20 protein-coding genes, 2 pseudogenes and 1 riboswitch are annotated in these 21,093 nt (G+C 33.4%); of the genes and pseudogenes, 14 read left to right on the top strand and 8 right to left on the bottom strand.

The window, feature by feature from the left end:
- Window positions 1-102 precede the first annotated feature (102 nt).
- From I5818_RS13290 to I5818_RS13280, 3 genes are all read left to right on the top strand, one after another.
- Window positions 103-879: a carbon-nitrogen family hydrolase gene (locus I5818_RS13290; protein WP_071975855.1), complete on the top strand. Its 777-nt coding sequence runs from the start codon at window positions 103-105 to the stop codon at window positions 877-879.
- A 508-nt stretch (window positions 880-1,387) separates the two neighbouring features.
- Window positions 1,388-2,665, top strand: a complete 1,278-nt coding sequence (locus tag I5818_RS13285) for a M20/M25/M40 family metallo-hydrolase (protein WP_235849555.1) — start codon at window positions 1,388-1,390, stop codon at window positions 2,663-2,665.
- Complete coding sequence (locus I5818_RS13280; RefSeq protein WP_078109502.1) at window positions 2,662-4,446, top strand: S9 family peptidase; 1,785 nt, start codon at window positions 2,662-2,664, stop codon at window positions 4,444-4,446. Before I5818_RS13285 ends, I5818_RS13280 begins: the two co-directional genes overlap by 4 nt.
- 65 nt (window positions 4,447-4,511) lie before the next feature.
- Here the strand turns inward: I5818_RS13280 and I5818_RS26065 are convergent, their stop codons facing one another.
- Both I5818_RS26065 and I5818_RS26260 read right to left on the bottom strand, forming a co-directional pair.
- Window positions 4,512-4,655 (bottom strand): hypothetical protein, encoded by a 144-nt coding sequence (locus tag I5818_RS26065; protein WP_235849556.1) that lies wholly within the window; start codon window positions 4,653-4,655, stop codon window positions 4,512-4,514.
- Between the two features lie 11 nt (window positions 4,656-4,666).
- Complete coding sequence (locus tag I5818_RS26260; protein WP_260838841.1) at window positions 4,667-4,801, bottom strand: hypothetical protein; 135 nt, start codon at window positions 4,799-4,801, stop codon at window positions 4,667-4,669.
- 185 nt (window positions 4,802-4,986) lie between these two features.
- Between I5818_RS26260 and I5818_RS13270 the strand changes: the two are divergent.
- Together I5818_RS13270 and I5818_RS13265 are read left to right on the top strand one after the other, a co-directional pair.
- Window positions 4,987-5,308 (top strand): annotated as a pseudogene (locus I5818_RS13270) (VOC family protein).
- A 44-nt stretch (window positions 5,309-5,352) separates the two neighbouring features.
- The gene (locus I5818_RS13265) at window positions 5,353-5,772 is read left to right on the top strand and encodes a DUF1801 domain-containing protein (protein ID WP_058003787.1); all 420 of its coding nucleotides are present in this window, start codon (window positions 5,353-5,355) and stop codon (window positions 5,770-5,772) included.
- A gap of 459 nt (window positions 5,773-6,231) precedes the next feature.
- Here I5818_RS13265 and fmdA read toward each other — a convergent pair whose 3' ends face one another.
- Window positions 6,232-7,410, bottom strand: a complete 1,179-nt coding sequence (gene fmdA / locus I5818_RS13260; protein ID WP_078109504.1) for a formamidase — start codon at window positions 7,408-7,410, stop codon at window positions 6,232-6,234.
- A gap of 253 nt (window positions 7,411-7,663) precedes the next feature.
- Here fmdA and I5818_RS13255 point away from each other — a divergent pair, with 253 nt between their 5' ends.
- Window positions 7,664-7,762: a putative holin-like toxin gene (locus I5818_RS13255; RefSeq protein WP_139358081.1), complete on the top strand. Its 99-nt coding sequence runs from the start codon at window positions 7,664-7,666 to the stop codon at window positions 7,760-7,762.
- A 385-nt stretch (window positions 7,763-8,147) separates the two neighbouring features.
- On the opposite strand, the pseudogene I5818_RS13250 reads toward I5818_RS13255, so the two are convergent.
- Both I5818_RS13250 and I5818_RS13245 read right to left on the bottom strand, forming a co-directional pair.
- Window positions 8,148-8,664, bottom strand: a pseudogene (locus I5818_RS13250) (hypothetical protein).
- Window positions 8,665-8,760: 96 nt separating this feature from the next.
- The gene (locus I5818_RS13245; protein ID WP_071975860.1) at window positions 8,761-9,210 is read right to left on the bottom strand and encodes a flavodoxin; all 450 of its coding nucleotides are present in this window, start codon (window positions 9,208-9,210) and stop codon (window positions 8,761-8,763) included.
- Window positions 9,211-9,381: 171 nt separating this feature from the next.
- Window positions 9,382-9,479, top strand: a riboswitch (SAM riboswitch).
- Window positions 9,480-9,557: 78 nt separating this feature from the next.
- Between I5818_RS13245 and I5818_RS13240 the strand changes: the two genes are divergently transcribed.
- The 4 genes from I5818_RS13240 (at window position 9,558) to I5818_RS13225 (ending at window position 12,924) form a co-directional block, all read left to right on the top strand.
- Window positions 9,558-10,295 carry a cyclase family protein gene (locus I5818_RS13240; RefSeq protein ID WP_078111033.1) on the top strand — a complete coding sequence of 246 codons (738 nt, stop codon included), beginning with the start codon at window positions 9,558-9,560 and terminating at the stop codon, window positions 10,293-10,295.
- A 52-nt stretch (window positions 10,296-10,347) separates the two neighbouring features.
- A complete protein-coding gene (locus tag I5818_RS13235; protein WP_390883522.1) occupies window positions 10,348-11,460 on the top strand; it encodes a 5-methyltetrahydropteroyltriglutamate--homocysteine S-methyltransferase in 1,113 nt (370 codons plus the stop codon).
- Window positions 11,461-11,849: 389 nt separating this feature from the next.
- Complete coding sequence (gene sinI / locus I5818_RS13230; RefSeq protein WP_235813298.1) at window positions 11,850-12,005, top strand: DNA-binding anti-repressor SinI; 156 nt, start codon at window positions 11,850-11,852, stop codon at window positions 12,003-12,005.
- Between the two features lie 442 nt (window positions 12,006-12,447).
- Window positions 12,448-12,924 carry a GNAT family N-acetyltransferase gene (locus tag I5818_RS13225; protein ID WP_078111035.1) on the top strand — a complete coding sequence of 159 codons (477 nt, stop codon included), beginning with the start codon at window positions 12,448-12,450 and terminating at the stop codon, window positions 12,922-12,924.
- Between the two features lie 192 nt (window positions 12,925-13,116).
- Here I5818_RS13225 and I5818_RS13220 read toward each other — a convergent pair whose 3' ends face one another.
- Complete coding sequence (locus I5818_RS13220) at window positions 13,117-14,754, bottom strand: MDR family MFS transporter (protein WP_071975863.1); 1,638 nt, start codon at window positions 14,752-14,754, stop codon at window positions 13,117-13,119.
- A 280-nt stretch (window positions 14,755-15,034) separates the two neighbouring features.
- Here I5818_RS13220 and I5818_RS13215 point away from each other — a divergent pair, with 280 nt between their 5' ends.
- Window positions 15,035-15,913 (top strand): TetR/AcrR family transcriptional regulator, encoded by an 879-nt coding sequence (locus I5818_RS13215; protein ID WP_058003778.1) that lies wholly within the window; start codon window positions 15,035-15,037, stop codon window positions 15,911-15,913.
- A gap of 73 nt (window positions 15,914-15,986) precedes the next feature.
- Here the strand turns inward: I5818_RS13215 and I5818_RS26255 are convergent, their stop codons facing one another.
- Complete coding sequence (locus I5818_RS26255; RefSeq protein ID WP_078111409.1) at window positions 15,987-16,361, bottom strand: EAL domain-containing protein; 375 nt, start codon at window positions 16,359-16,361, stop codon at window positions 15,987-15,989.
- Window positions 16,355-18,070 carry a sensor domain-containing protein gene (locus I5818_RS13205; RefSeq protein ID WP_078111410.1) on the bottom strand — a complete coding sequence of 572 codons (1,716 nt, stop codon included), beginning with the start codon at window positions 18,068-18,070 and terminating at the stop codon, window positions 16,355-16,357. The genes I5818_RS26255 and I5818_RS13205 overlap by 7 nt, the downstream gene beginning before the upstream one ends.
- Before the next feature lie 364 nt (window positions 18,071-18,434).
- On the opposite strand from I5818_RS13205, the gene I5818_RS13200 reads away from it, so the two are divergent.
- From I5818_RS13200 to I5818_RS13190, 3 genes are all read left to right on the top strand, one after another.
- Window positions 18,435-19,175, top strand: a complete 741-nt coding sequence (locus I5818_RS13200; protein WP_071975867.1) for a class I SAM-dependent DNA methyltransferase — start codon at window positions 18,435-18,437, stop codon at window positions 19,173-19,175.
- Between the two features lie 189 nt (window positions 19,176-19,364).
- Complete coding sequence (locus tag I5818_RS13195) at window positions 19,365-19,931, top strand: sigma-70 family RNA polymerase sigma factor (RefSeq protein ID WP_058003775.1); 567 nt, start codon at window positions 19,365-19,367, stop codon at window positions 19,929-19,931.
- Window positions 19,928-21,055, top strand: a complete 1,128-nt coding sequence (locus I5818_RS13190) for a DUF4179 domain-containing protein (protein ID WP_071975868.1) — start codon at window positions 19,928-19,930, stop codon at window positions 21,053-21,055. Before I5818_RS13195 ends, I5818_RS13190 begins: the two co-directional genes overlap by 4 nt.
- Window positions 21,056-21,093 lie beyond the last annotated feature (38 nt).

Genomic DNA, 21,093 nt, shown 5'->3' with positions numbered 1-21,093 from the left:
TTTTGGAACATCTTAAATTTTATTGAAAAAGTACTATTTTTAATTGCAGTTTTAATTGAAATTTTATAATCTTTAAACAAATATGTCTAGGGGGATGAGGAAATGAAAATTGCATGTATACAAATGGATATTGCTTTTGGTGAACCAGAGAAAAATCGAGATAAAGTCATAAAGTTTACCGAAGAAGCAGCACATTCCAAAGCAGATGTGATTGTTTTTCCCGAAATGTGGAATATAGGATATGCACTTGACCAAATGGATCAATTAGCAGATAGAAATGGAGAAAAAACAAAACAACTATTAATTAAACTGGCCAAAAATTACCAAGTGAATATTATTGGAGGTTCAGTGGCGACAAAAAAAGGGAACCAATTCTATAATACAATGTATGGAGTGAATCGAAAGGGAGAGATTGTCTCTGATTATGATAAAGTACATTTATTTCAATTGATGGATGAGCATTTATATTTGGAAAAAGGGCAGTCTCTAAATATATTTGAGATGGATAATATTTGTTGTGGAGGGGTTATCTGTTATGATATACGTTTTCCTGAATGGATAAGAACACATTGTATTAAAGGAACAAAGATTATCTTCGTCGTAGCGCAATGGCCTAAGAAACGCATTGACCATTGGCAATTGCTTCTGAGAGCAAGAGCGATAGAAAATCAGTGTTTTGTTGTAGCTGTCAATCGTGTAGGTATTGATCCAAATAATGAATTCAATGGCCATTCAATGGTTATTTCACCTTGGGGTAAACTTCTGATGGGCAATGAAACGAAGGAAGGAGTCTTTTATACGAATTTAGAAATTGAGGAAGTAGATCTCATTCGTCAAAGTATCCCAGTTTTTCAGGATAGAAGGAAGGATTTATATTAATCTTAATATCTAAAGTTGAATTAGGAACTGGTTATAACTTCTGGGGATGTCTAAAATGGCTTTTGCCACATTTAAAATTAGACATCTCCTTTTTTATTTATATTTGACTAAAATCATTCAGTTAACAGGAACTACTAGCTAAAATGTCCTTTTTGTACTGAAGATTCATTTTTTGTATTTTTAATAGGAAAGTTCGCATGATTTTGTTCATTTGTTTCATAGTTTCTCTCCGTATAGAAATCAATTTGACTTTTGGTCCCACTAAAAATGTGTTTGATAAATAGTGAGTAACTTTTTTTATTAATAGATTCATTAGAAACTGTGAAATTATTATTTTCACTAATTTACTATTTCAAAACGCGAAACCAAATTATATCAAAAAATAAATCGGATAGTCTATAAAATAATTATGTAAACCAAATTATTTCAACATGCGAAATAGTTTAAATATTTGTTCCATTCACATATAATTATTCTTAGTATCGAAAATATTAAGGGGGATTATAAAGTGAATGATAGAAGCAATGACTTTCATGTTTCAGCAAATATAAAAGACCACTTTGAAGAATTAATGAGATATGGGTCCGTTAAATCAGCTTTAAACTTTATCAAATTGAATAATGAACAGACAACAATGGAGCAAATTGAATTAACACAAATTCCAGCACCTACTTTTAAGGAAGAAGAACGCGCTAATTATTTTAAAAATAGATTTATAGAATTAGGCTTATCGAATGTTCAAGTAGATCATGTGGGGAATGTAATTGGTGAACGTATTGGGAAGGAGGATGGACCAAATCTTGTCGTTTCCGCTCATCTCGACACAGTTTTCCCAGAAGGAACAGATGTAAAGGCAAAAATTATAGATGGTAAGGTTTATGCCCCTGGCATTGCAGATGATGGTAGAGGGTTAGCGGCATTACTTACACTCATCGCTGCTTTAAACGATGCTGAAATAGATACGGTAGCGAATTTAATATTTGTTGCTACCGTTGGTGAAGAAGGGCTGGGTGATTTGAGGGGAGTCAAATATCTTTTCACACATTATGATCGTATTGATGGATTTATTTCTATTGAACCTGGGAGCCCTGAGAAAATAACCTACCTTGCAACCGGTAGCCGTCGTTATCAAGTAACCTATCGTGGACCAGGTGGCCATAGTTTCGGTGATTTTGGTTTACCGAGTGCAGTCCATGCTCTGGGTCGTGCGATAGCATTAATAGCAGACTTAAAAACCCCAATTATGCCTAAGACGACCTTTAATGTTGGCACGATAAAAGGTGGTACATCGGTTAATACTATTGCTCAAACAGCGGAAATGATGATTGATTTACGATCTACGTCAGAACATGAATTATTACAAGTAGTGGAAAATGTGTTATCAATCTTGTATCAAGCTGCAGAACTTGAAAATAAACATTGGGGAAATAAAGCGGTGCAGGTAGAAGTAAAATTAGTTGGAGAGAGGCCAGCAGGCTCCCAAAGTACTGATTCAGTCTTGGTTCAAGCAGCATGTGCAGCAACTTTTGCTCTAGGATTTACACCAGAATTAGATGCACCAAGTAGTACCGATTCTAATATTGCTATTAGTCTTGGAATTCCTGCTGTTACTTTAGGTGGTGGAGGAGACTTTGGTGGTGTTCATACATTGAATGAATATTTTGATTCAAAAGATGCCTACTTCGGAATCCAAAAAATACTCTTAACTGTTTTGGGACTTGTAGGATTACAAGGCTATATCCATCCTCTTCTTCATTCGGATATAAAAAAGGGGAATCATCTATGAAATCCATTGGGGTAAAACAATTTTTACACGTTCGAACAGCCGATCACCCTGTTTATCATCCAGAAGGGAACCAATTAACTTTTATTACGAATTATAGTGGTTTGCCTCAAGTGTGGGACCTAACTATGAGTAAAGGATGGCCGACACAGGCTTCATTTACTGATGAAAGAGTTATTTTTGTAAAATATATTCCTGGGACCAACAGGAGAATAGTTGGAATGGATGTTGGAGTCAATGAGAAGCAGCAACTTTTTATTTTAGAGGAAAATGGTGAATTAATGCCTTTAACCAACTCACCTGAACATATTCATCACTTTGGTGGAGTTTCACCAGATGGAAAATATCTAGCTTGGTCAAGTAATCGTCGACATCCAGCTTTTTTTGACATATATGTTCAAAATCTTGAAACGTATGAAAGTGAAAGAGTGTTTAAAGGTGATGGATTATTTAAACCCGTAAAATGGCATCCCAAAGGAAACAGCTTATTAATTGAAAAAATAAACACCAATTTAGATAATGATTTAGGATTACTTAATATAGCGTCAGGTGCAGTGACTTGGCTTACCTATCATGAAGGCGAAGCCATATTTGATTCTCCACAATTTAACTTTGATGGAGATGAATTGTATGTATTAACGAATATGGAGAGGGAATTCACTGGCCTAGCTAGTATAAATATCACAACGAAAGTACTTTCATGGATTGACACAAGAAAGTGGGATTTGGAAGGATTAGAGATAAGCTCTGATAAAAAAAAGCTTGCCTATACGGTAAATGAAGGCGGTGTCTCTAAAGGAATTCTGTACGATGTTCAAGAAGAAAGAGTAAACACATGGGAGACACCTATCGGGGTAATTACAAGACTTACCTTTTCACCAGATGATAGAAAGCTAGCATATGTATTTAATGGGCCCACACTTCCCTCAGATATATGGGAGTTAGATATCCAATTGAATAGAATTAAACGATTGACCTATGTTTCTCGTTCACCAATCATTGAACCAGAACTCGTTGAACCAGAATTGATCCATTTTCACTCCTTTGATCGTCTTGAAATACCTGCATTTTACTATAAGCCTAAGCATTCCAAAGAAAAACAACCTGTTGTTATATTTGTCCATGGGGGCCCAGAAAGCCAAATTAGGGCAGTATATAATCCGTTTTTGCAATATTTCTTAAATAGGGGGTATGCTGTTTGTACACCAAATGTTCGTGGAAGTACAGGTTATGGAAAGACTTATTCGCATTTAGATGATGTCGAAAAAAGGATGGATTCAGTACAGGATCTAACCTACTTAGTAGAATGGTTAAAAACGGAGGGGAGTGCAGATCCCCTAAAAATAGCTATTATGGGTAGAAGCTACGGTGGCTTTATGGTATTAGCAGCGATAACGCATTATCCCGAAATTTGGGCAGCTGCCATTGATATTGTTGGGATATCTAGTTTCAGAACCTTTTTAGAAAATACAAGTGTGTGGAGAAGGAAATTAAGAGAAGCAGAATATGGTAATATTGAAGAACATGGGGAGTTTTTTGATCAAATTGATCCGATTCATCATACTGATAAAATCAATGCGCCTTTAATGGTATTGCATGGTGCTAATGATCCGCGAGTTCCAATCGAAGAAACAGAACAAATCGTTACCGAATTAAAAGAACGAAATCATCCAATTCAATATATTCGATTTGAGGATGAGGGTCATTTTTTTGTCAAATTAAAAAACAATATTATTGCCTATACAAGAGTTGCTGACTTTTTAGAAAAATATATTGGAAAATAAAACATGAGATATAAAAAGCTATTTGGAACACAAATAGGGACCGCCTTTTGAACAGTCCCATAAAATTATTTATTTCGTAACCCTTGATAGATATTCACTAATCCAATTAAAATATGCATAAACATTCCAACAACTGGAATGAAGGCGATTATATTCCCGATAATACCAAAAATAGATCCAGCCTTTGATTTATCTGTTGCAAATGCCAAAACAAGTCCGATTACATGAAAGAAATCAACGTTCCTAAAGGAGCCCAAGCATGAGCTATGATGATTAGCCCTCCAATAAAAGGAATGCCGAAAAATAATTCTACTAATCCAATGATGATTTTGTAAAAGCGTAATAGTGCATCCAATTAGAAAATCCCCCTTTTTAGGATCATTATACCATTTAACCAAAACAAATTTGATAGATAATATCCCTATAATTATTTATCCTGTTAAAATTGGATTATACAAGAGTATATTAGTCTAACGGAGAAGATGAACGAAGTCAAAGGTTACACCTTTTTTAATGTTTTAAGGAAATGCTGAGGAAGCCATGAATTTTTATACTTCTTTAATAGCAGATTAAAAAATTACTACAATTACACGTTACGGAAAAAATGAAGCAAGTGAAGAAGGTAGTGTGATGCATGCTACTTTTTCATTGAAAGGACAAGAATTTAAGTGTATTGATAGTAAAACATGATTTCACATTTACTCCGTCCTTTTCCATTTACATTATGTGCGATACTGAAATTGAAATCGTACAACTTTATGAAAAGTTATCGAAAGGTGGAGGTGTTCTAATGCCTTTAGATCATTATCCTTTTAGTAAAATGTTTTCTTGGATTGTTGATAATTTCGGAATATACTGGTAAATTCATTTACCATAATTAGTAAATTAAGGAGATGATTCAAAATTATGTACAAGCTAAAAACAAAAGAAAATGATCATAGTGTGATGGAATTTATTGAAAATATCGAAAATCCAAAAAAACGCGAAGACGCTTATCAATTATTAGATATTTTTACAGAAACTACAGGCTATCCTGCTAAAATGTGGGGCACAAGTATAATTGGATTTGGTTCATATCATTATAAATATAAATCCGGCCATGAAGGAGATGCTCCATTCGTAGGCTTTTCCCCAAGAAAAGCGAAAATTAGCTTGTACTTAGCAACTGGAGAACCGAAACGGGAAGAATTACTAAATCAATTAGGAAAGCACACAACAGGAAAAGCTTGTGTTTACGTGAACAAGCTTTCTGATATTGATGTTACTATCTTAAAATCATTAATTGACCAATCTGTAAATTTTCTCAAGGTAACCTACCCAAATTAATCTTGTAAACTTCATAATAAGCTCGATGAATCTATAAATAGTTATATAAGCCACCAGTAGGGATTCAAGTAACTCACTATAAGAAAACAATTATTGGTTAAAAATCAGACAAAAACATATAAAAGGATAGAGAGTGTTTTCTATCCTTTATGCATTACTCGAATTAGACCTGCCATGGCCGTTGTATATTTGCACTTTTTTTAATTTGCTTTGACCCTAATTCTTCTTTTTTAACTCTCCTAGGTTCCATCCCCTTTTCAATTCTAGATCTAAGTTCTTTACTATATGAAAATAAATTGGGTGGAAAATAGACTCGTTTGGCGTCCAACTGACAGATCGGACAAACAGCTTGTGTTTTATTTCCGCTCGTTGATTTAAAAGAAAGAGTAAACTGACCACAATTTTTACAGTGAAAAGTATAATTTGGCAAGTATATGTCCGCTCCTTATCAAAATTAACTTACTTCGGTGATATATCTTTATCAAAAATTTGTGTTGGAATAGCAACTGTACAGCATGCATTTGGAATATCCACAATCCCGTTAAGTCGCCCTTCAACCGGTGCAGTTCCTAATATCATATAAGCTTGTTCACCTGTATAACCTAATGTTTTTAAAAATTCAATGGCATTTAAACAAGCTCGTCTATAGGCGATATGTGCGTTTAAATAATGCTGTTTACCGTCAGTTTCATCAACAGATATTCCTTCGAAAACGAGATAATCAGAGTAATGAGGCTCAACAGGACCAGGTTTAAATACTGGATTTTCCTTAATATTATATTTCCCCATACCACCCTTAATAACATCTACACGAAGATCAATCCAGCCTGCCATTTCAATTCCACCACAAAATGTAATCTCACCATCGCCTTGGGAAAAGTGAATATCACCAACTGATAGCTTCGCACCTTCAACAAATACTGGAAAATATATTCGTGAGCCCTTTGACAAATTTTTAATGTCACAATTTCCACCATTCTCACGTGGAGGAACAGTTCTTGCGCCCTCACGAGCCACTCGGTCAAATTCAGCCCCTTTAAGTGTTCCAAGAACAGCATTTTGTGGATCTGGACTAGCAGCTAATTCCGGGACTCGATTAGGATCGGTCATCTTTAATTCTTGTTCACGTTTATTCCATTTTTGGAGAAGTTCTAAAGATGGTGCAACACCAATAAGACCTGGATGGATAATCCCAGCAAATTTAACGCCAGGAATATGCCTGGATGTTGTGTATATACCATGGAAATCCCAAATTGATTTTGCTGCATTTGGGTAGTGTTCAGTTAAAAAACTTCCACCATTTTCTTTTGCAAATATACCGTTATATCCCCATTCAGAATCAGCTAACGCGCCAATATCCAAAATATCAACGACCAATAAATCTCCAGGTTCAACCCCATTAACATATACCGGTCCACTAAGTACATGTACACGTGATAAGATGACATCGCGTATATCATTTGGATTATCATCATTACTAATTTGACCATCGGTCCAATCCTTACATTCCATCCGAAAAGATGTACCAGGATCGACAGCAAATGCTGCTGGAATATCAGGATGCCAACGATTATGTCCCGGATGTGCTTGATCTTGCATAGGTTTACTTAAATCAATCTCGAATAATGTTTTTGGCATATCATTTCCCCCTTAGTAAAAGCAAGTTCCTATTCTATTAACTTAGAAGTCTTGTCTTGTTTATAAACTATATGTGAGGGTAAGATAAAAGATTCATAAATAAAATTGATTTAATAGTAGCAATAAGAAAAAGTAAAGGTAGTAGAATGGTAGGATTTTTTAATAGTGTTATAGAGATGCGAACGTATGTGCTATAATTAATTATACACAGCGTGTAGGGTGGCTATCCCTTATTGAAAGGGGGTGGTTACTATTGGTCACCGTATACGAGGCAGTTTCATTAATGATAATGTTTGGAACATTAATTGTAGCCGTTATTGCGGTTGTCATTTCCCTCGTTAAACGGAAATAACCCATCCCGCTAATGACCTTGAGTTTAAAAGGGGATAGGTTATCTAAATTAAGGGCCACTGCACTTTAGCAGTGCTGTGATAAGGAACATTGGCTGCAACCAATGTTCCTTATAAAAGATTTTCTCTTATTAAGTATATACAAAATAAATCGGAGAATCCAACAAACAAAAACAAGCCCTATCTGTACAGACGTAGCAGAAGGGCCCGTTTTATCATAGAGGGAGAAACTAATTTATCTAAAAGATTTCGATTGCCATTGCATTAGTTGGTAATGGAATTGATTGGTCACAATTTAAATGGGAACATATAATCGGTTGTCTCTCACAATTAAAATGTGTTTTTTCTCCACCCTATGCCTGGAAAAGAACTCTCATCTTTTCCAGGTTAGAAGTAGTTTTCATCATCAAAATCGAGAATGATGGAATAATTTTTTGCATTAATAATATTTGAGAGTTTATGAGCATCTCTTTTCTATTTGAATTGCTTTTTTGCGATAATCCTCAGGTTCGAAGAGGGCTATTTGATAAATGCTTGTATGCTCAGACATTCCATATTGAAATTCTTCTTTAACTGCAGTTCCCAATTCTTTATATAACCGAGCTTTGGCACGAAGTTGCGTTGCTAATTCTATCGCTTCAACAATGGTTAGCTCTTCATTTTTAAAGGTAATTGTATGATCAATATTTGCTCTATACATTAAACGATCCAGTAATCTTGCATCTTTCCTTACCACATCTAATTCATCATCAACCTGCTGAACATTTCTTATTGGTTTTTCAGGAACTTCTCCTTTTTCGATTGTTGTAAATGCTACTCTACGAATCTCATCCTCCAGGTCATGAATCATTTTTGTCATAATACTTTTTAATTTTACCGCTTCAGCAAGATTAATTTTCCCCAAAATTGTCAGCCTCCGATCCAAATAGTAAGGATATTTTACCATTATAAATCCAAAACTAGCAAATTAAAACAATGAAACATCGGATTTTCTACTATATTAAGAGTTTATCCGCTTAATAAAATCTCTGCCGAATTGTTTGCATCGTTCTTCCTCATCTCCCTCTGGCATTAAATCAATTTTCAATCCATCAAGTACAATATTAGCGCCAAGTTCAATCAATTTTTCCGTAATTAAATCAACTGCTACGCAGAAAGTATCTTCATAAAAAGAATCACCGGAACCGAAGACGGCTCCAAATTTCCCTGATAAGTCCAATTGCTCCATTTCTTCATAAAATATCATAAATTCATCGGCAATGACTCCACCTTCGTATGTATAGGAACCTAAAATAAATCCATCATATTTTAATAATTCCTTTGGATCTGCACGAAGAGATTCCTTTACGGTAATAGAATAGCCTTCTTCTCTAATGGCTTCCGCAATGAGATCTGAAATGATTTCCGTATTGCCTGTCATACTAGCATACACCAATAATATTTTCTTCATTTTAATCCTCTATTCTAATTGTTAAATCGTAAAATTCATCTATATCCTATCATAGCTTGGATATTTTATCTAAAAACTAGTATATTGATTTTGCGCAATAAATTTTTATTTTTTTTATTGACATTCTCTTTGCAAAATTGTAGAGTAATATTTAATTAAATATTGGTAATTTTCTTATCCAGAGAGGTGGAGGGACTGGCCCTTTGAAGCCTCAGCAACAGACAGATGTACTGTGCTAATTCCAGAAGCAATACGCTTGAAGATAAGAAGAGAATATGTGATGTCTACAATGCCTCTTCTTGTTTATAAGAAGGGGCTTTTTACATTTGAAAAAAGGAGTGAAGATTATGTCAAGTGAACTTTTTAAAGTAATCCAATTTTTAAAGGAAAAGCGATGGGTTGATTTGACCCATACTTTTGGTCCAGACTCTCCACATTTTTCAGCATTTGATTCCGCAGACTTTCAAACACTATTTACTCATGATGATGGATTTTTTGCACAGAATTTTAAATTTCCAGGTCAGTATGGCACCCATATAGACGCACCGATTCACTTTGTTCGCAATGCAAGATATTTAGATGAGTTAGATTTAAAGGAGCTAATTTTACCGTTAATCGTTATTGACAAGTCAAAGGAATCAGCATTAAACCATGATTTTACCTTGTCAGTAAAAGATATACTAGCTTTTGAAGAGGAATATGGAATTATAGAGGAAGGTACATTCGTTGCCTTGCGTACAGATTGGAGTAAGAGATGGCCAAATATAGCAGAATTTAATAACCAAGATTCTGAAGGTAATAACCACGCCCCTGGTTGGTCACTCGATGCATTGGAGTTTTTATTTAAGAAAAGAAATATAAAGGCAATAGGACATGAAACATTTGATACTGATTCAAGTATCGACTTCAAGAATAATGGTGCGCTTTTAGCAGAATACTTTGTACTTGACCAAGATACATACCAGATAGAACTACTAACGAATTTGGATCAAGTACCTGCAAAAGGTGCAGTTATTATTAATGTTGTACCTAAACCTGAAAAAGCCTCAGGTTTTCCTGTACGATCATTTGCCATTTTACCATAAGCGCTGATTGATATGAATGTATCAAATGATTAAAATATGAAAGAAGGAAAATATGATGACAAATTCGATTACACTCACTAAAGCTCCATTCCGTGCTGATCATGTAGGTAGCTTATTAAGACCAGACAATTTACACAGAGCTCGTAATGAATATAAGGAAGGAAAAATTTCTTATGAACAATTACGCCAAGTAGAAACAAACGAAATTAAAAGAATAATAGATAAACAAATAGAAATTGGTTTAGAGTTAGTTACAGATGGGGAATTCCGACGTACGTGGTGGCACTTAGATTTCCTAGAACATTTTAATGGAATAGAAGGATATGTACCTGAAAGAGGATATCAATTTCAAGGTGTAGAGACGGAAAAATATCAAATTCGGAATACTGGAAAAATAACATTCCCTACTGATCATCCATTTATTAAAGATTTCCTCGAATTTAATGATATCGTAGCAGGAAGGGCAGTGGCCAAACAAACGATTCCGAGTCCAAATCAGCTTTTCCATGTTGGAATACGTGATGAAGCTATATACCCTGATATTGAGGAATTTGCGAAAGATGTCATTCAAGCCTATAGAAGAGCGATTCAATTATTTTATGATGCCGGGGTAAGGTATTTACAGTTAGATGATGTTTATATAGCAGGACTTTCAGCACCAAATAAAGTCTTTGAAGAAGGTGGATATTCAAGGGAGCAGTATATTGATTTAGCTTTACGTGTTATTAATGGTGTATTGGAAGGGAAACCAGAGGATTTGGTTGTAACTACCCATTTATGCAGAGGAAACTATCAATCTACTTGGTTATTTGAAGGAAGTTATGCGCTAATTGCTCCTACATTATTTGTTAAGGAAAAAGTTAATGGATTTTTCTTAGAATATGATGATGAACGCTCAGGAGATTTTCAGCCATTGGAATACATTCCTAGAGAAGGTGCGAGAGTTGTACTTGGTGTAGTCACTTCTAAAAATGGAGAGATAGAGGGCAAGGAAGCAATTATAGCTCGTATTAATGAAGCAGCAAAATATGTTCCACTCGAACAATTATGCTTAAGTCCACAATGCGGTTTCGCCTCCACTCATCATGGAAATAAACTAACCGAAGAACAGCAATGGAAAAAATTAAAGTTTATAGTTGATGTGGCAAAAGAAGTATGGGGCTAAGGGAATATAATTTATGAGATTTGAATCCGAGTAAATTCCTATGTAAAAAATAGGAATTTACTTTTTTTATGGAGAGATGCGGCTCTTAGCTCTTTCGTTCAAGAAAAAATATAAGAAAGACTATCCTTCATGCTTGTAGAATCTATTTGAGGAAATTATGTACTTGTTACTAATTGAACGTATAAATTTTTAAAATATATAACTTTAGATAGGTTTATTTCCCTATTGTTTTTGCTAAAGTTAAATTAATCGTATATTGTCAGATAATTCTTCTCTTCATCTGGAATCATAATATTATACATAATTGTCTATTTTTAGAATGATTAGAGAGTAGTCTGTATAGCCCCTTAATTTTTACAAATATGATGTTATTGGAGGCATGAAGGACGATGGAACAAATGGATGATAAAGAAAAAAAGAAGCGGCAAAACGATCAGTTGGATAATGAATGGGTTGAAATGATAAAAAGAGCAAAATGTATGGGGCTAAGTGTTCAAGAAGTACATGCTTTTTTACAAGAAAAAAAGAAAATTTCCATTCATTGAGAGATAGAGAAGATTTTTAGAAAAAAAGATGAACAAGAAGGTAAGTAGTTCTGTTTTTGTGGTGAATCAATGTAAATAATATATGGATTAGTAACCTTTTTAGCATAGTCAATAATTGATTATTTTCGCTAATATATCAACGTTTTATAAGAAAACTGGCCAAAAATAGCATTGTAAATAGCAACCTTACTAGCATCTTGACAATAAATATTGTCATTGAGTAAATGAGGGTGATATTTTACTTGTTATTTGATATGTCAATTTGGGTCTTTTCGAATAAATTTAGAGATTTATAACAATATTTAGTAAAATAGAGTTAGAAATTTTGAACATTCAGTTCTTCAACTTCAGAGCAGAATGAATGACTAAAGCATTTTGGGCAAGAGTGAGAATTGGTAAATTCCAATTAAAAACAAATATCTAGGGAGGGGGAGAAAAAAATATGGATTTATTCATAAGAAACGCTAAACAAAGCGACTACGAATCATTGTTACCTTTATTTAGGCAGGTTCAAGAATTCCACGTTTTTATAAGACCAGATTTGTACAAAGAGAATTCCACTCCAATCGAACAAGGTTTTTTTGAAAGCCAACTACTTGATGGCAAACAGCATATTTTTGTCGCTACTACAGGCAATGATATAGTTGGCGTTGTAGTGGCAAAGGAAGAAGAAGTAACTGAAAATACTTTTGTTAAAGCGAGGAAAGTATTATATATAAAGAGTTTATGCGTTGTTGAAACACAGAGAAAGAAAGGTATTGGAAAAAAACTGATTAAATACGTTTTTGATTTTGGAAAAAGTCTCAAGGTTGATTGTATTGAATTGGGAGTATCCGAGGAAAATACATCTGCCATTGAATTTTATAAGTCAATTGGGATGAAAACGAAGAGTAGAAAAATGGAGATTATATTGAACTAACGAGGCAGCTTAGTTGAACAGAACTATACATAAAAGAATAAAAGCTTGGGATTTTCCCCAAGCTTTTTATTAGCTGTTTGAATTGTAAATTTACTTAAGTATTTATGTTATGAAATCGTAGGTTATTTTGTCTGCGATTTTAGATTTTCTCAACGTTATCTGAACTACTTACCATGAAGTACAATTTTTGTATTAATTAGCTTTTTCGGTAGAGGCAGTATCCTTATTCGCCTCTGCAAAATAATCATCATCCTTTAACCCGATTTCCGGTAGGAAGAACGTACCAATAAAGGTAAGGCATCCAAATACGACAGCGACGATGAACAGGTGATGTACACCAGTAGTAAGTGAAACTTTAACCGCATGTAAGAAGCTATTATATAGCTCGATACCAGCATCACCTAATTTTTTGAAATTCGTAGCAAGTGCCTCTTGAGCTTCCTTTGTTAATAGTGCTTGAGGATTTACATCACCCATTTTCTCTTTCATCTGCATCAATTGCTTAGGTAATGAAGTTTCTAGTTTATCTGCAAAACCATTATTTAAAATTGATCCAAATATCGGGGAAGCAATTACTCCACCAAGGGATGAGACGAATTGCTGTGTTGCGTTAACAGTTCCCATCATCTTATACGGAAATGCATTTTGAACGGCAATGTTCAATAATGGCATTAAGGAGCCAATCCCTAATCCAAGCACAATCATATTGATAATAACGGTTGGATATGTTGTATTAACATCCATTTGTGTAAATAAAAATAAACCTACCGCCATTAATATTGCGCTAATATGGGACAGCTTTTTATATTTACCAGTCCGAGACATAATTTGACCAGAGACAACTGAACCTACAATAAAACTGATCATCATAGGTGACATAACAAGACCACTGCTTTGTGCATCAAGACCAACTACACCTTGAACGAATAGAGGTAAAAACATTGTTGCACCAAACATCCCCATCGCAACGAATATTCCAAGAATTAAAGATGTGCTAAATATTTGGTTTTTAAAGAGCTTCGTATCGATAACCGGGTTGGCCGCTTTTCGTTCATAAATGTAAAATAGAATGAGTATAATAATACCTGCACCAAATAGAGATATTTCAACTGGGCTACTCCAATCGTATTTACTACCCGCCCATGTAAATCCAAGGAGAATTGGAAGAAGACCAAGTACAAGTAAGAACGAACCAATCCAATCGATGCTTGCTTGCTCACTTGTTCGTACTTTTGGTAAAGCAAAAAGAACCCCAATTAAGGCAAGGACTGCAAAAGGTAAGTTGACATAAAATACCCAACGCCAACCCCATTCATCTGTAATCCATCCTCCTATTGTTGGTCCTAGAATACTAGAGAGTCCAAAGACTGCACCGATAACTCCCATCCAACGTCCACGTTCTTTTGGATTAAAGATATCGCCAATTGTTGCACGTGGCATACTCATCATCGCACCAGCACCAATTCCCTGAATGGCACGTGCAATAATTAACATAAGCATATTTTGTGCTAATCCTGACACTGCAGAACCAACAGCAAACATGATAAGACCGAAGATATAGAAAGGTTTTCTACCGTATACATCGGATAATTTACCATAGATAGGTACCGTTACTGCTGAAGTAATCATAAATGCACTAAATATCCATGCATACAATTCAAATCCATTTAAGTCTCCAATAATGGTAGGTATTGCAGTTGAAACAACAGTTTGATTCATGGATGAGAAAAACATTGTCATCATAACTGTTGCAAGTGCCCACCACTTTCTTTTACCTGTAATCTGGTTGGTTGTTTGTATACCAGAATTACGATTTTGTTTGACAACCATATTACACTTCTCTCCCTTAATTATAAAATTGACTGACTGGTCATGGCAAAATATAATATAACCGAATATGACCTTATTATCAAGAAGAAAATTTCTTGAAAATGGAATTAATAACTGGCTTCAATTTGCATTTTTTGTCGGATACCACTACAAAGAATCAATTTCGACTAAGCAGTCAATAACCAATGGGTCAATTTTAGGTATTCATGAGCTCCGTGGAAAATATGTAAATATGAGAAATGATTATTTTCTGTTAGAATAAATTAAAGGGTGAAATGATATGAGAGATAAATATAAAGATAAAAAAACAAAAATTATCCAAACAGCAACCGTATTATTTTCTGAAAAGGGGTTTCATGCTGCATCAATGCAAGAAATTGCAGATGCAAGCAATGTCTCAAAAGGGACGATTTATACCTATTTTTCCTCAAAGGATGATTTATTATATTCTATTATTCGTTATTATATTGAACATGTTGTAACTAAAATGGGGGAAGCGTTTGAGGAAGATTTAACCCCTAAGGAAAAGTTTTCAAAATTATTGAGAGTATTATTAAATGAACGTTATCAATATAATGAGTTCTTTTCCATGATCCATCAAGAACAAATATTCTCAAAAAAAGTTAAACAAATATTTATCCATTTACATGAACATTCATTTAATTGGTTGAAATTGTTATTACTAGAGGAATTTGGAGAAAAGGTACGTCCATATATTCCTGAAGGATATATTTTATTTCTTTCCATATTAAGAGGCTATTTAAGGGTTAAAGCTTATGATGAAAAAATAATTAATAATGATCAGTTAGCTATACATATTACGGAAAGAGTTTATGATCTTCTACATGCAATGATCGACCAACAAGTTTCCCCAATTCTAACTGAACAATTTATGCATGAAATTCATGATAGTTTCGAAAATACACGAAATAATGATAGCTTAGAAAAGATTTTAAAAGAAATGACCCTAATTGTCCAATCATTATCCTTAAGTATAAGGGAAACGAAGGAATTATTAAGTTCGATTGATTTTTTATATGCAGAGTTTAAGAAGAAGGATCCACAAATCTTTTTAATAAAAGGAGTTTTAGCTAACTTTTCTCAAATAAAAGAAATAGCTCCTTACCGCATTCAAATTGAAAAGTTTTTAGGGTTATAAATAGTTAATAAAGCAGGAAGGAGTACACAGACTCTTCCTGTAATTTTATCTTCAAAATTCATTATTTTATTTATTAGTACAAATATACTTTTTCTAACAATTTAATAAATTGTTCAGCTGAAACAGGTTGACTAAATAAATATCCTTGTAGCTGATCACAACCATACTGTCGAAGATATTGAAGCTGTTCCTCCGTTTCTACTCCTTCTGCAACAACATTCATTTTTAAATCGTGTGCAAGATTAATTATGTATTTTGTAAGCGGAGCTTCGCCAGCTAAAAAGTTATTAATAAAATACTGGTCAATTTTGATCGTATCGATTTGAAACTTTTTCAAATAAATTAAAGATGAATATCCAATACCGAAATCGTCTAGTGAAATACGTACCCCTAAATTCTTAAGTATTTTTATTGAAGAGGCAAATGATTCTTCATTTCGAATTAGCACACACTTTCAGTAATTTCCAATTCTATCAAAAAGGGGTCTACACCGGTATCCTCCATTATTTGAACGAATGTCTCCGCCCAATCATGCTTTAAGAATTGTTTAGGAGAAATGTTAATAGATATTGGAACTAGCGGAATATTTTTTTGCTTCCATTTGTTGATTTGTTCACATACGGTTCGAAAGGTCCAATCCGTCAATTGAAAGATTATTCCGTTTTCTTCTGCCAGTGGAATGAATTCCTTTGGGGAAACAATTCCATTTTTGTGGTGTCTCCAACGAATTAAGGCTTCTCCACTATGGATTTGACCTGTTTTCGAATTTACTTTCGGCTGAAAATGTATGAAGAATTCGTTTTTCTTAAGTGCCTTTCTTAAATCTCTTTCGAGAGTATAGAGTTTGAAAAATTCCTTTTCCATTGTATAAGTATAGATTTGATAATTATTTTTTCCAGCTTCCTTAGCACGGTACAAGGCATTATCTGCTTTTTTAAATATGTGATTCATTTCATTGCATTTATTATTAGAAATCGCAATACCAATACTAGTTGTGATATATAATTCGTAGCCCTCAATGAAAAAGGGCTCCTCTAAACATGAAATTATTTTTTTCGCAATTGAAATAGGATAGTCAATGTTACTTATATTTCGAAGGATGACAGAAAACTCATCTCCTCCCATTCTGGCAACTAAGTTATGATGGGATACACATTGCTTTAGCCTGGAAGAGATTTCAATTAATAGTTTATCTCCAGTTACATGACCAAATGTATCATTTACACGTTTAAAACCATCCATATCCAAACACATGACAGCGAATCTTTCATGCGAACTAGAACGAGCAGAAGATTTAATTAAAAGATTGAGCTCCTTATCAAAAAATCTCCGATTGGGAAGATTCGTCAAAAAATCATGATGAGCTAAATATGCCATCTTGTCTTCTGATTTTTTTTGTTCAGTTATATCAGTAACAATCCGATCAATACGTATTAGGTTTCCTTTCAAATCAAAACTAGGAATACTTTCCTCCATGACCCATTTTACTTCACCATTTTTGTGAACAATCCGATATGAGTGCTTAACTTTTTCACCTAATTTTAGTTTTTTCATACTTGAAAAATAGTTAATTATATCTTCCTGATAGACGATAGACTTCCACACAATTCGCTTTTCTTGAAAATCTAAAGAAGCATAACCAGTGATGGATTCGATACAATTAGAACAAAATAATATATTATTTGAGTTTGTATCCATTGACCATATACCGACTTTTAAGAAGAGATCTGAAATTTCTTTTGCCCGTTGTAAGACTTGTTGATTAAAGTAACTCTGATTAGTAATATCAATCGTTGTTCCTATCATTCGAACCACTTGATTATTTTGATCTAATAGGACATCGGTAGTAGTAGATACTATTCTTTCTTTCCCATCTTTACGAAGAATACGATAGTTAATAGAGTATCCTTTTCCTTTATTTAGCGCTTCGTTATGGGTGATTAAATAATTATCGCGGTTATTTGGATGAATGAAGTCAATTACTTGATTAAATGTAAGTACTTGTTTTTTTTTCAAACCGAAAATTTTGTATATTTTTTCTGACCAATAGAATTCATCTTTAGTAAAATTATAGTCCCATATTCCTATGTCCAGAAATTTATGCTCATGATTAATTTTCTTTTTCCATCGATTTAAGGCATCATTTTTTTTGTTCATTGTTTAATTCTCCTATTTGTAAATGATGTCGTTTCTTGATGAATAACACAGTTGTTTTACTAGAAGGACACCCTCGGTTGGTGTACCGTTTTTGCTGCAAACAAATTTAACTTTTAGAATATAGCACATATGAATAAAAAGTAGGAATGGTTTCAGATGAAAATAGGAAATATGACTCATATAGAAGTATAAAAACAATTGAATGAAAAATAATTTATAATACCAGCAGTTTATACTATTTAAATATAATTTTTTTGATCTATTTATTTTGTTGAAAAATTCTTATCAAAAAAGAGGTTACAGGTAAATTTTAGCGAATAGAAATAGATAAATATTTGGTTTTATACGTAAGGAGTGAAATTAATTGGCATATAAAGATTCTTCCGCCTATGATAATAATCTATTTTTCGAACAGTATATGAAGAGAAGGCATCGTGAAGAGAGCCCTAATATAATTATTGAAAAGCCAGCATTATTGGAGTTAATAGGAGATGTGAACGATCAGGTGATTTTGGATTTAGGCTGTGGGGATGCATCGCTTGGTATAGAATTTATAAAGAGCAATTGTCGATCATATACAGGAATTGATGGATCAAAAAATATGTATCAAAAGGCTTTACAAAATCTTTATGGAACAGTAGGAGAAGTATTTCTTACGAGTATGTTAGATTATACATATCCACGAAACTCTTTTGATATCGTGACGTCACAATTAGCCATTCATTATATAGAAGATATTCACAAGTTATTTGAAAAGGTTTATGAAACATTAAAAGTTGATGGTCGTTTTATTTTCAGTGTTCAACATCCAATACTTACTTCATCTGTTGAAAGTATGACTACCAATGGAAAGAGGACAAATTGGCTTGTTGATCATTACTTTTATTCTGGTAAAAGGGTAGAACCTTGGATTGGTGAGCAGGTAATAAAATTTCATCGTACGATTGAGGAATATTTTGTTACACTACAAAAATCTGGTTTTGTTATTGAAGGTTTAAAAGAAGCAACCCCGGTGAAGGAAAATTTCAAACGTATAGAAGAATATGAGAGAAGAATGAGAATCCCGTTATTTTTATTGTTTTCATGTAGAAAGCCTTCACATTAATTAAAGAGGAAGAAGAGTGGATAAACCCATTTTTCTTCCTTTTTTTCTTATAAAAATTCTAATCATTCATCCACTTTGCATCATTTTAAAAATATTCATACTCGCACAAAAATAATGAGAGAAAAAAATAGGATCAATCGTTATATAAAGTGTAAAAGACTTTTACAAAAATAGAAGGAGATCAAATGAATGAAATCAACAGAAAAGAATTTTATTAAGCGCTTAAAACGGCATGAAGAGGATGCATTGGAGTACATTGTTGAACAATATTTACCTTTAGTAAAAGGCATTACACAAAAAATTCTCTCTCCTTTAAAGAACAATGGTCTTATCGATGAATGTATAAATGATATTTTTCTATCCATATGGAATCATTCTAAAAAGTTTCATGGAAACTCCAAGGATTTTAAAAAATGGATTTGTGTGATTTCAAGATTTAAATCGATTGATTATTACAGGAAAGCAACAAAGAAAAAAGAGCTAATTTCAGGAGAAATAGAAGTAAATAATGAGAAATCAGTGGAAGATGAATTAATTTTTTTAGAAAATAGGAACGAACTCATAGCCTTGATTAATCTCTTAGAGCCAATCGATCGCGAAATTTTAATCATGAAATACTTTTTAGGTTTTAAGACTGATGAAATTTCAGCAAAGCTCGGTATAACAAGATCGGCTATTGAAAACCGAATCTACCGAAGCAAAAAGAAATTATCTAAAAAAGCGACAAGCCTTACACTAGGAGGAAGTCTTATATGAAGGATATTTACGAATTGCTAACTGAAGTGGAGATAGATGAAAAAGAATTTATAGAAGTAGAAGTCAATAAAGATGAATGTTTTAAAGTAAAAAAAGCATTACAAATAGCTATTCAACAAAAGGAAAAAAAGAAGAGATGGTGGAAAAAAGCTGCAATCGCTGCCATAGTATCTGGAATTTCAGTTACAATGGTTGGATTAACTGTTCCTTCATATGCAGGAAACATTCCAATTATTGGAGATATTTTTCGTTTTTTCGATAATAACAATGAAATTAGTAATCAACCACCAAATCAAAAAGGTGGTAAATATGAACACTATAAGGAATATTCTAATGCTTTAAATCTAGTCCAGGAAGACAATGGTATTAAATTTACAGTGAATGATGCGATATTTGATGGAAAAATTGTCACTTTAACCTATACGATTGAAAGCGCTAAAGATTTAGGGGACAATCCCCAAATTAGTTTTCCAACTATTAAAAAAGCTCAAGGAGTAGCTGGTACAGGCACGGTTTCTAGAATTGATAGGAATAAATATGTAGGAATATTGACTGCAAGTAATATTTCTGATGTAGCAGATCAAACTGTAACGATTGATTGGAGGATAGATAAAATACGAAATCTAGAAACGAATCAAGAAATAAAAGGACAATGGAAATTTAATTTTACCCTTGATTCACCAAAAAGCAACTTACTTATAGTTAATCAAAGTGTGAAAAAAGAAGGTGTTATAGCTACAATAACCAAGATAACCCTTTCACCAATGTCTTTTTCTGTTTATTATGATCGAGAAGTGTTAAAAGCAATTAGAAATCAATTTGATGCGGTCGATATAGACATAGAAATAAAAGATAATCTCGGTAATAGGTATGGTGGCCAAGTTAATGGAGGCAAAGAGGAAGAAAATAAATTAACTATGAGTAAAACATTTGGGAAACTTAATGAAAATGCGAAACAACTAATTATTACCCCACATATTACATTCAGAAACTTCACGGCTGATACTTATGGTGGTGTAGAGATCTCAGAAAATGGTGACAAGAAAACGATTATCCCATCAAAAAGTAGTGGCAAAAGAAAAGAACTAGTGATGGATGAAATTATAATAGATATAAATGATTAGAGGGGCTTGTCAATTAATGGGTCTAAATCCTTAATAGT

This window comes from Heyndrickxia oleronia (assembly GCF_017809215.1).
Lineage (GTDB): Bacteria > Bacillota > Bacilli > Bacillales > Bacillaceae_C > Heyndrickxia > Heyndrickxia oleronia.
This window is presented reverse-complemented; position numbering and strand designations above follow the sequence as displayed.

Bases quoted from the DNA above. Each gene is read 5' to 3' on its own strand.
- I5818_RS13290 (WP_071975855.1), top strand. From the start codon at position 103: ATGAAAATTGCATGTATACAAATGGATATTGCTTTTGGTGAACCAGAG.
- I5818_RS13280 (WP_078109502.1), top strand. From the start codon at position 2,662: ATGAAATCCATTGGGGTAAAACAATTTTTACACGTTCGAACAGCCGAT.
- I5818_RS13265 (WP_058003787.1), top strand. From the start codon at position 5,353: ATGTACAAGCTAAAAACAAAAGAAAATGATCATAGTGTGATGGAATTT.
- fmdA (WP_078109504.1), bottom strand. From the start codon at position 7,410: ATGCCAAAAACATTATTCGAGATTGATTTAAGTAAACCTATGCAAGAT.
- I5818_RS13245 (WP_071975860.1), bottom strand. From the start codon at position 9,210: ATGAAGAAAATATTATTGGTGTATGCTAGTATGACAGGCAATACGGAA.
- I5818_RS13240 (WP_078111033.1), top strand. From the start codon at position 9,558: ATGTCAAGTGAACTTTTTAAAGTAATCCAATTTTTAAAGGAAAAGCGA.
- I5818_RS13235 (WP_390883522.1), top strand. From the start codon at position 10,348: ATGATGACAAATTCGATTACACTCACTAAAGCTCCATTCCGTGCTGAT.
- sinI (WP_235813298.1), top strand. From the start codon at position 11,850: ATGGAACAAATGGATGATAAAGAAAAAAAGAAGCGGCAAAACGATCAG.
- I5818_RS13225 (WP_078111035.1), top strand. From the start codon at position 12,448: ATGGATTTATTCATAAGAAACGCTAAACAAAGCGACTACGAATCATTG.
- I5818_RS13220 (WP_071975863.1), bottom strand. From the start codon at position 14,754: ATGGTTGTCAAACAAAATCGTAATTCTGGTATACAAACAACCAACCAG.
- I5818_RS13215 (WP_058003778.1), top strand. From the start codon at position 15,035: ATGAGAGATAAATATAAAGATAAAAAAACAAAAATTATCCAAACAGCA.
- I5818_RS13205 (WP_078111410.1), bottom strand. From the start codon at position 18,070: ATGAACAAAAAAAATGATGCCTTAAATCGATGGAAAAAGAAAATTAAT.
- I5818_RS13195 (WP_058003775.1), top strand. From the start codon at position 19,365: ATGAAATCAACAGAAAAGAATTTTATTAAGCGCTTAAAACGGCATGAA.
- I5818_RS13190 (WP_071975868.1), top strand. From the start codon at position 19,928: ATGAAGGATATTTACGAATTGCTAACTGAAGTGGAGATAGATGAAAAA.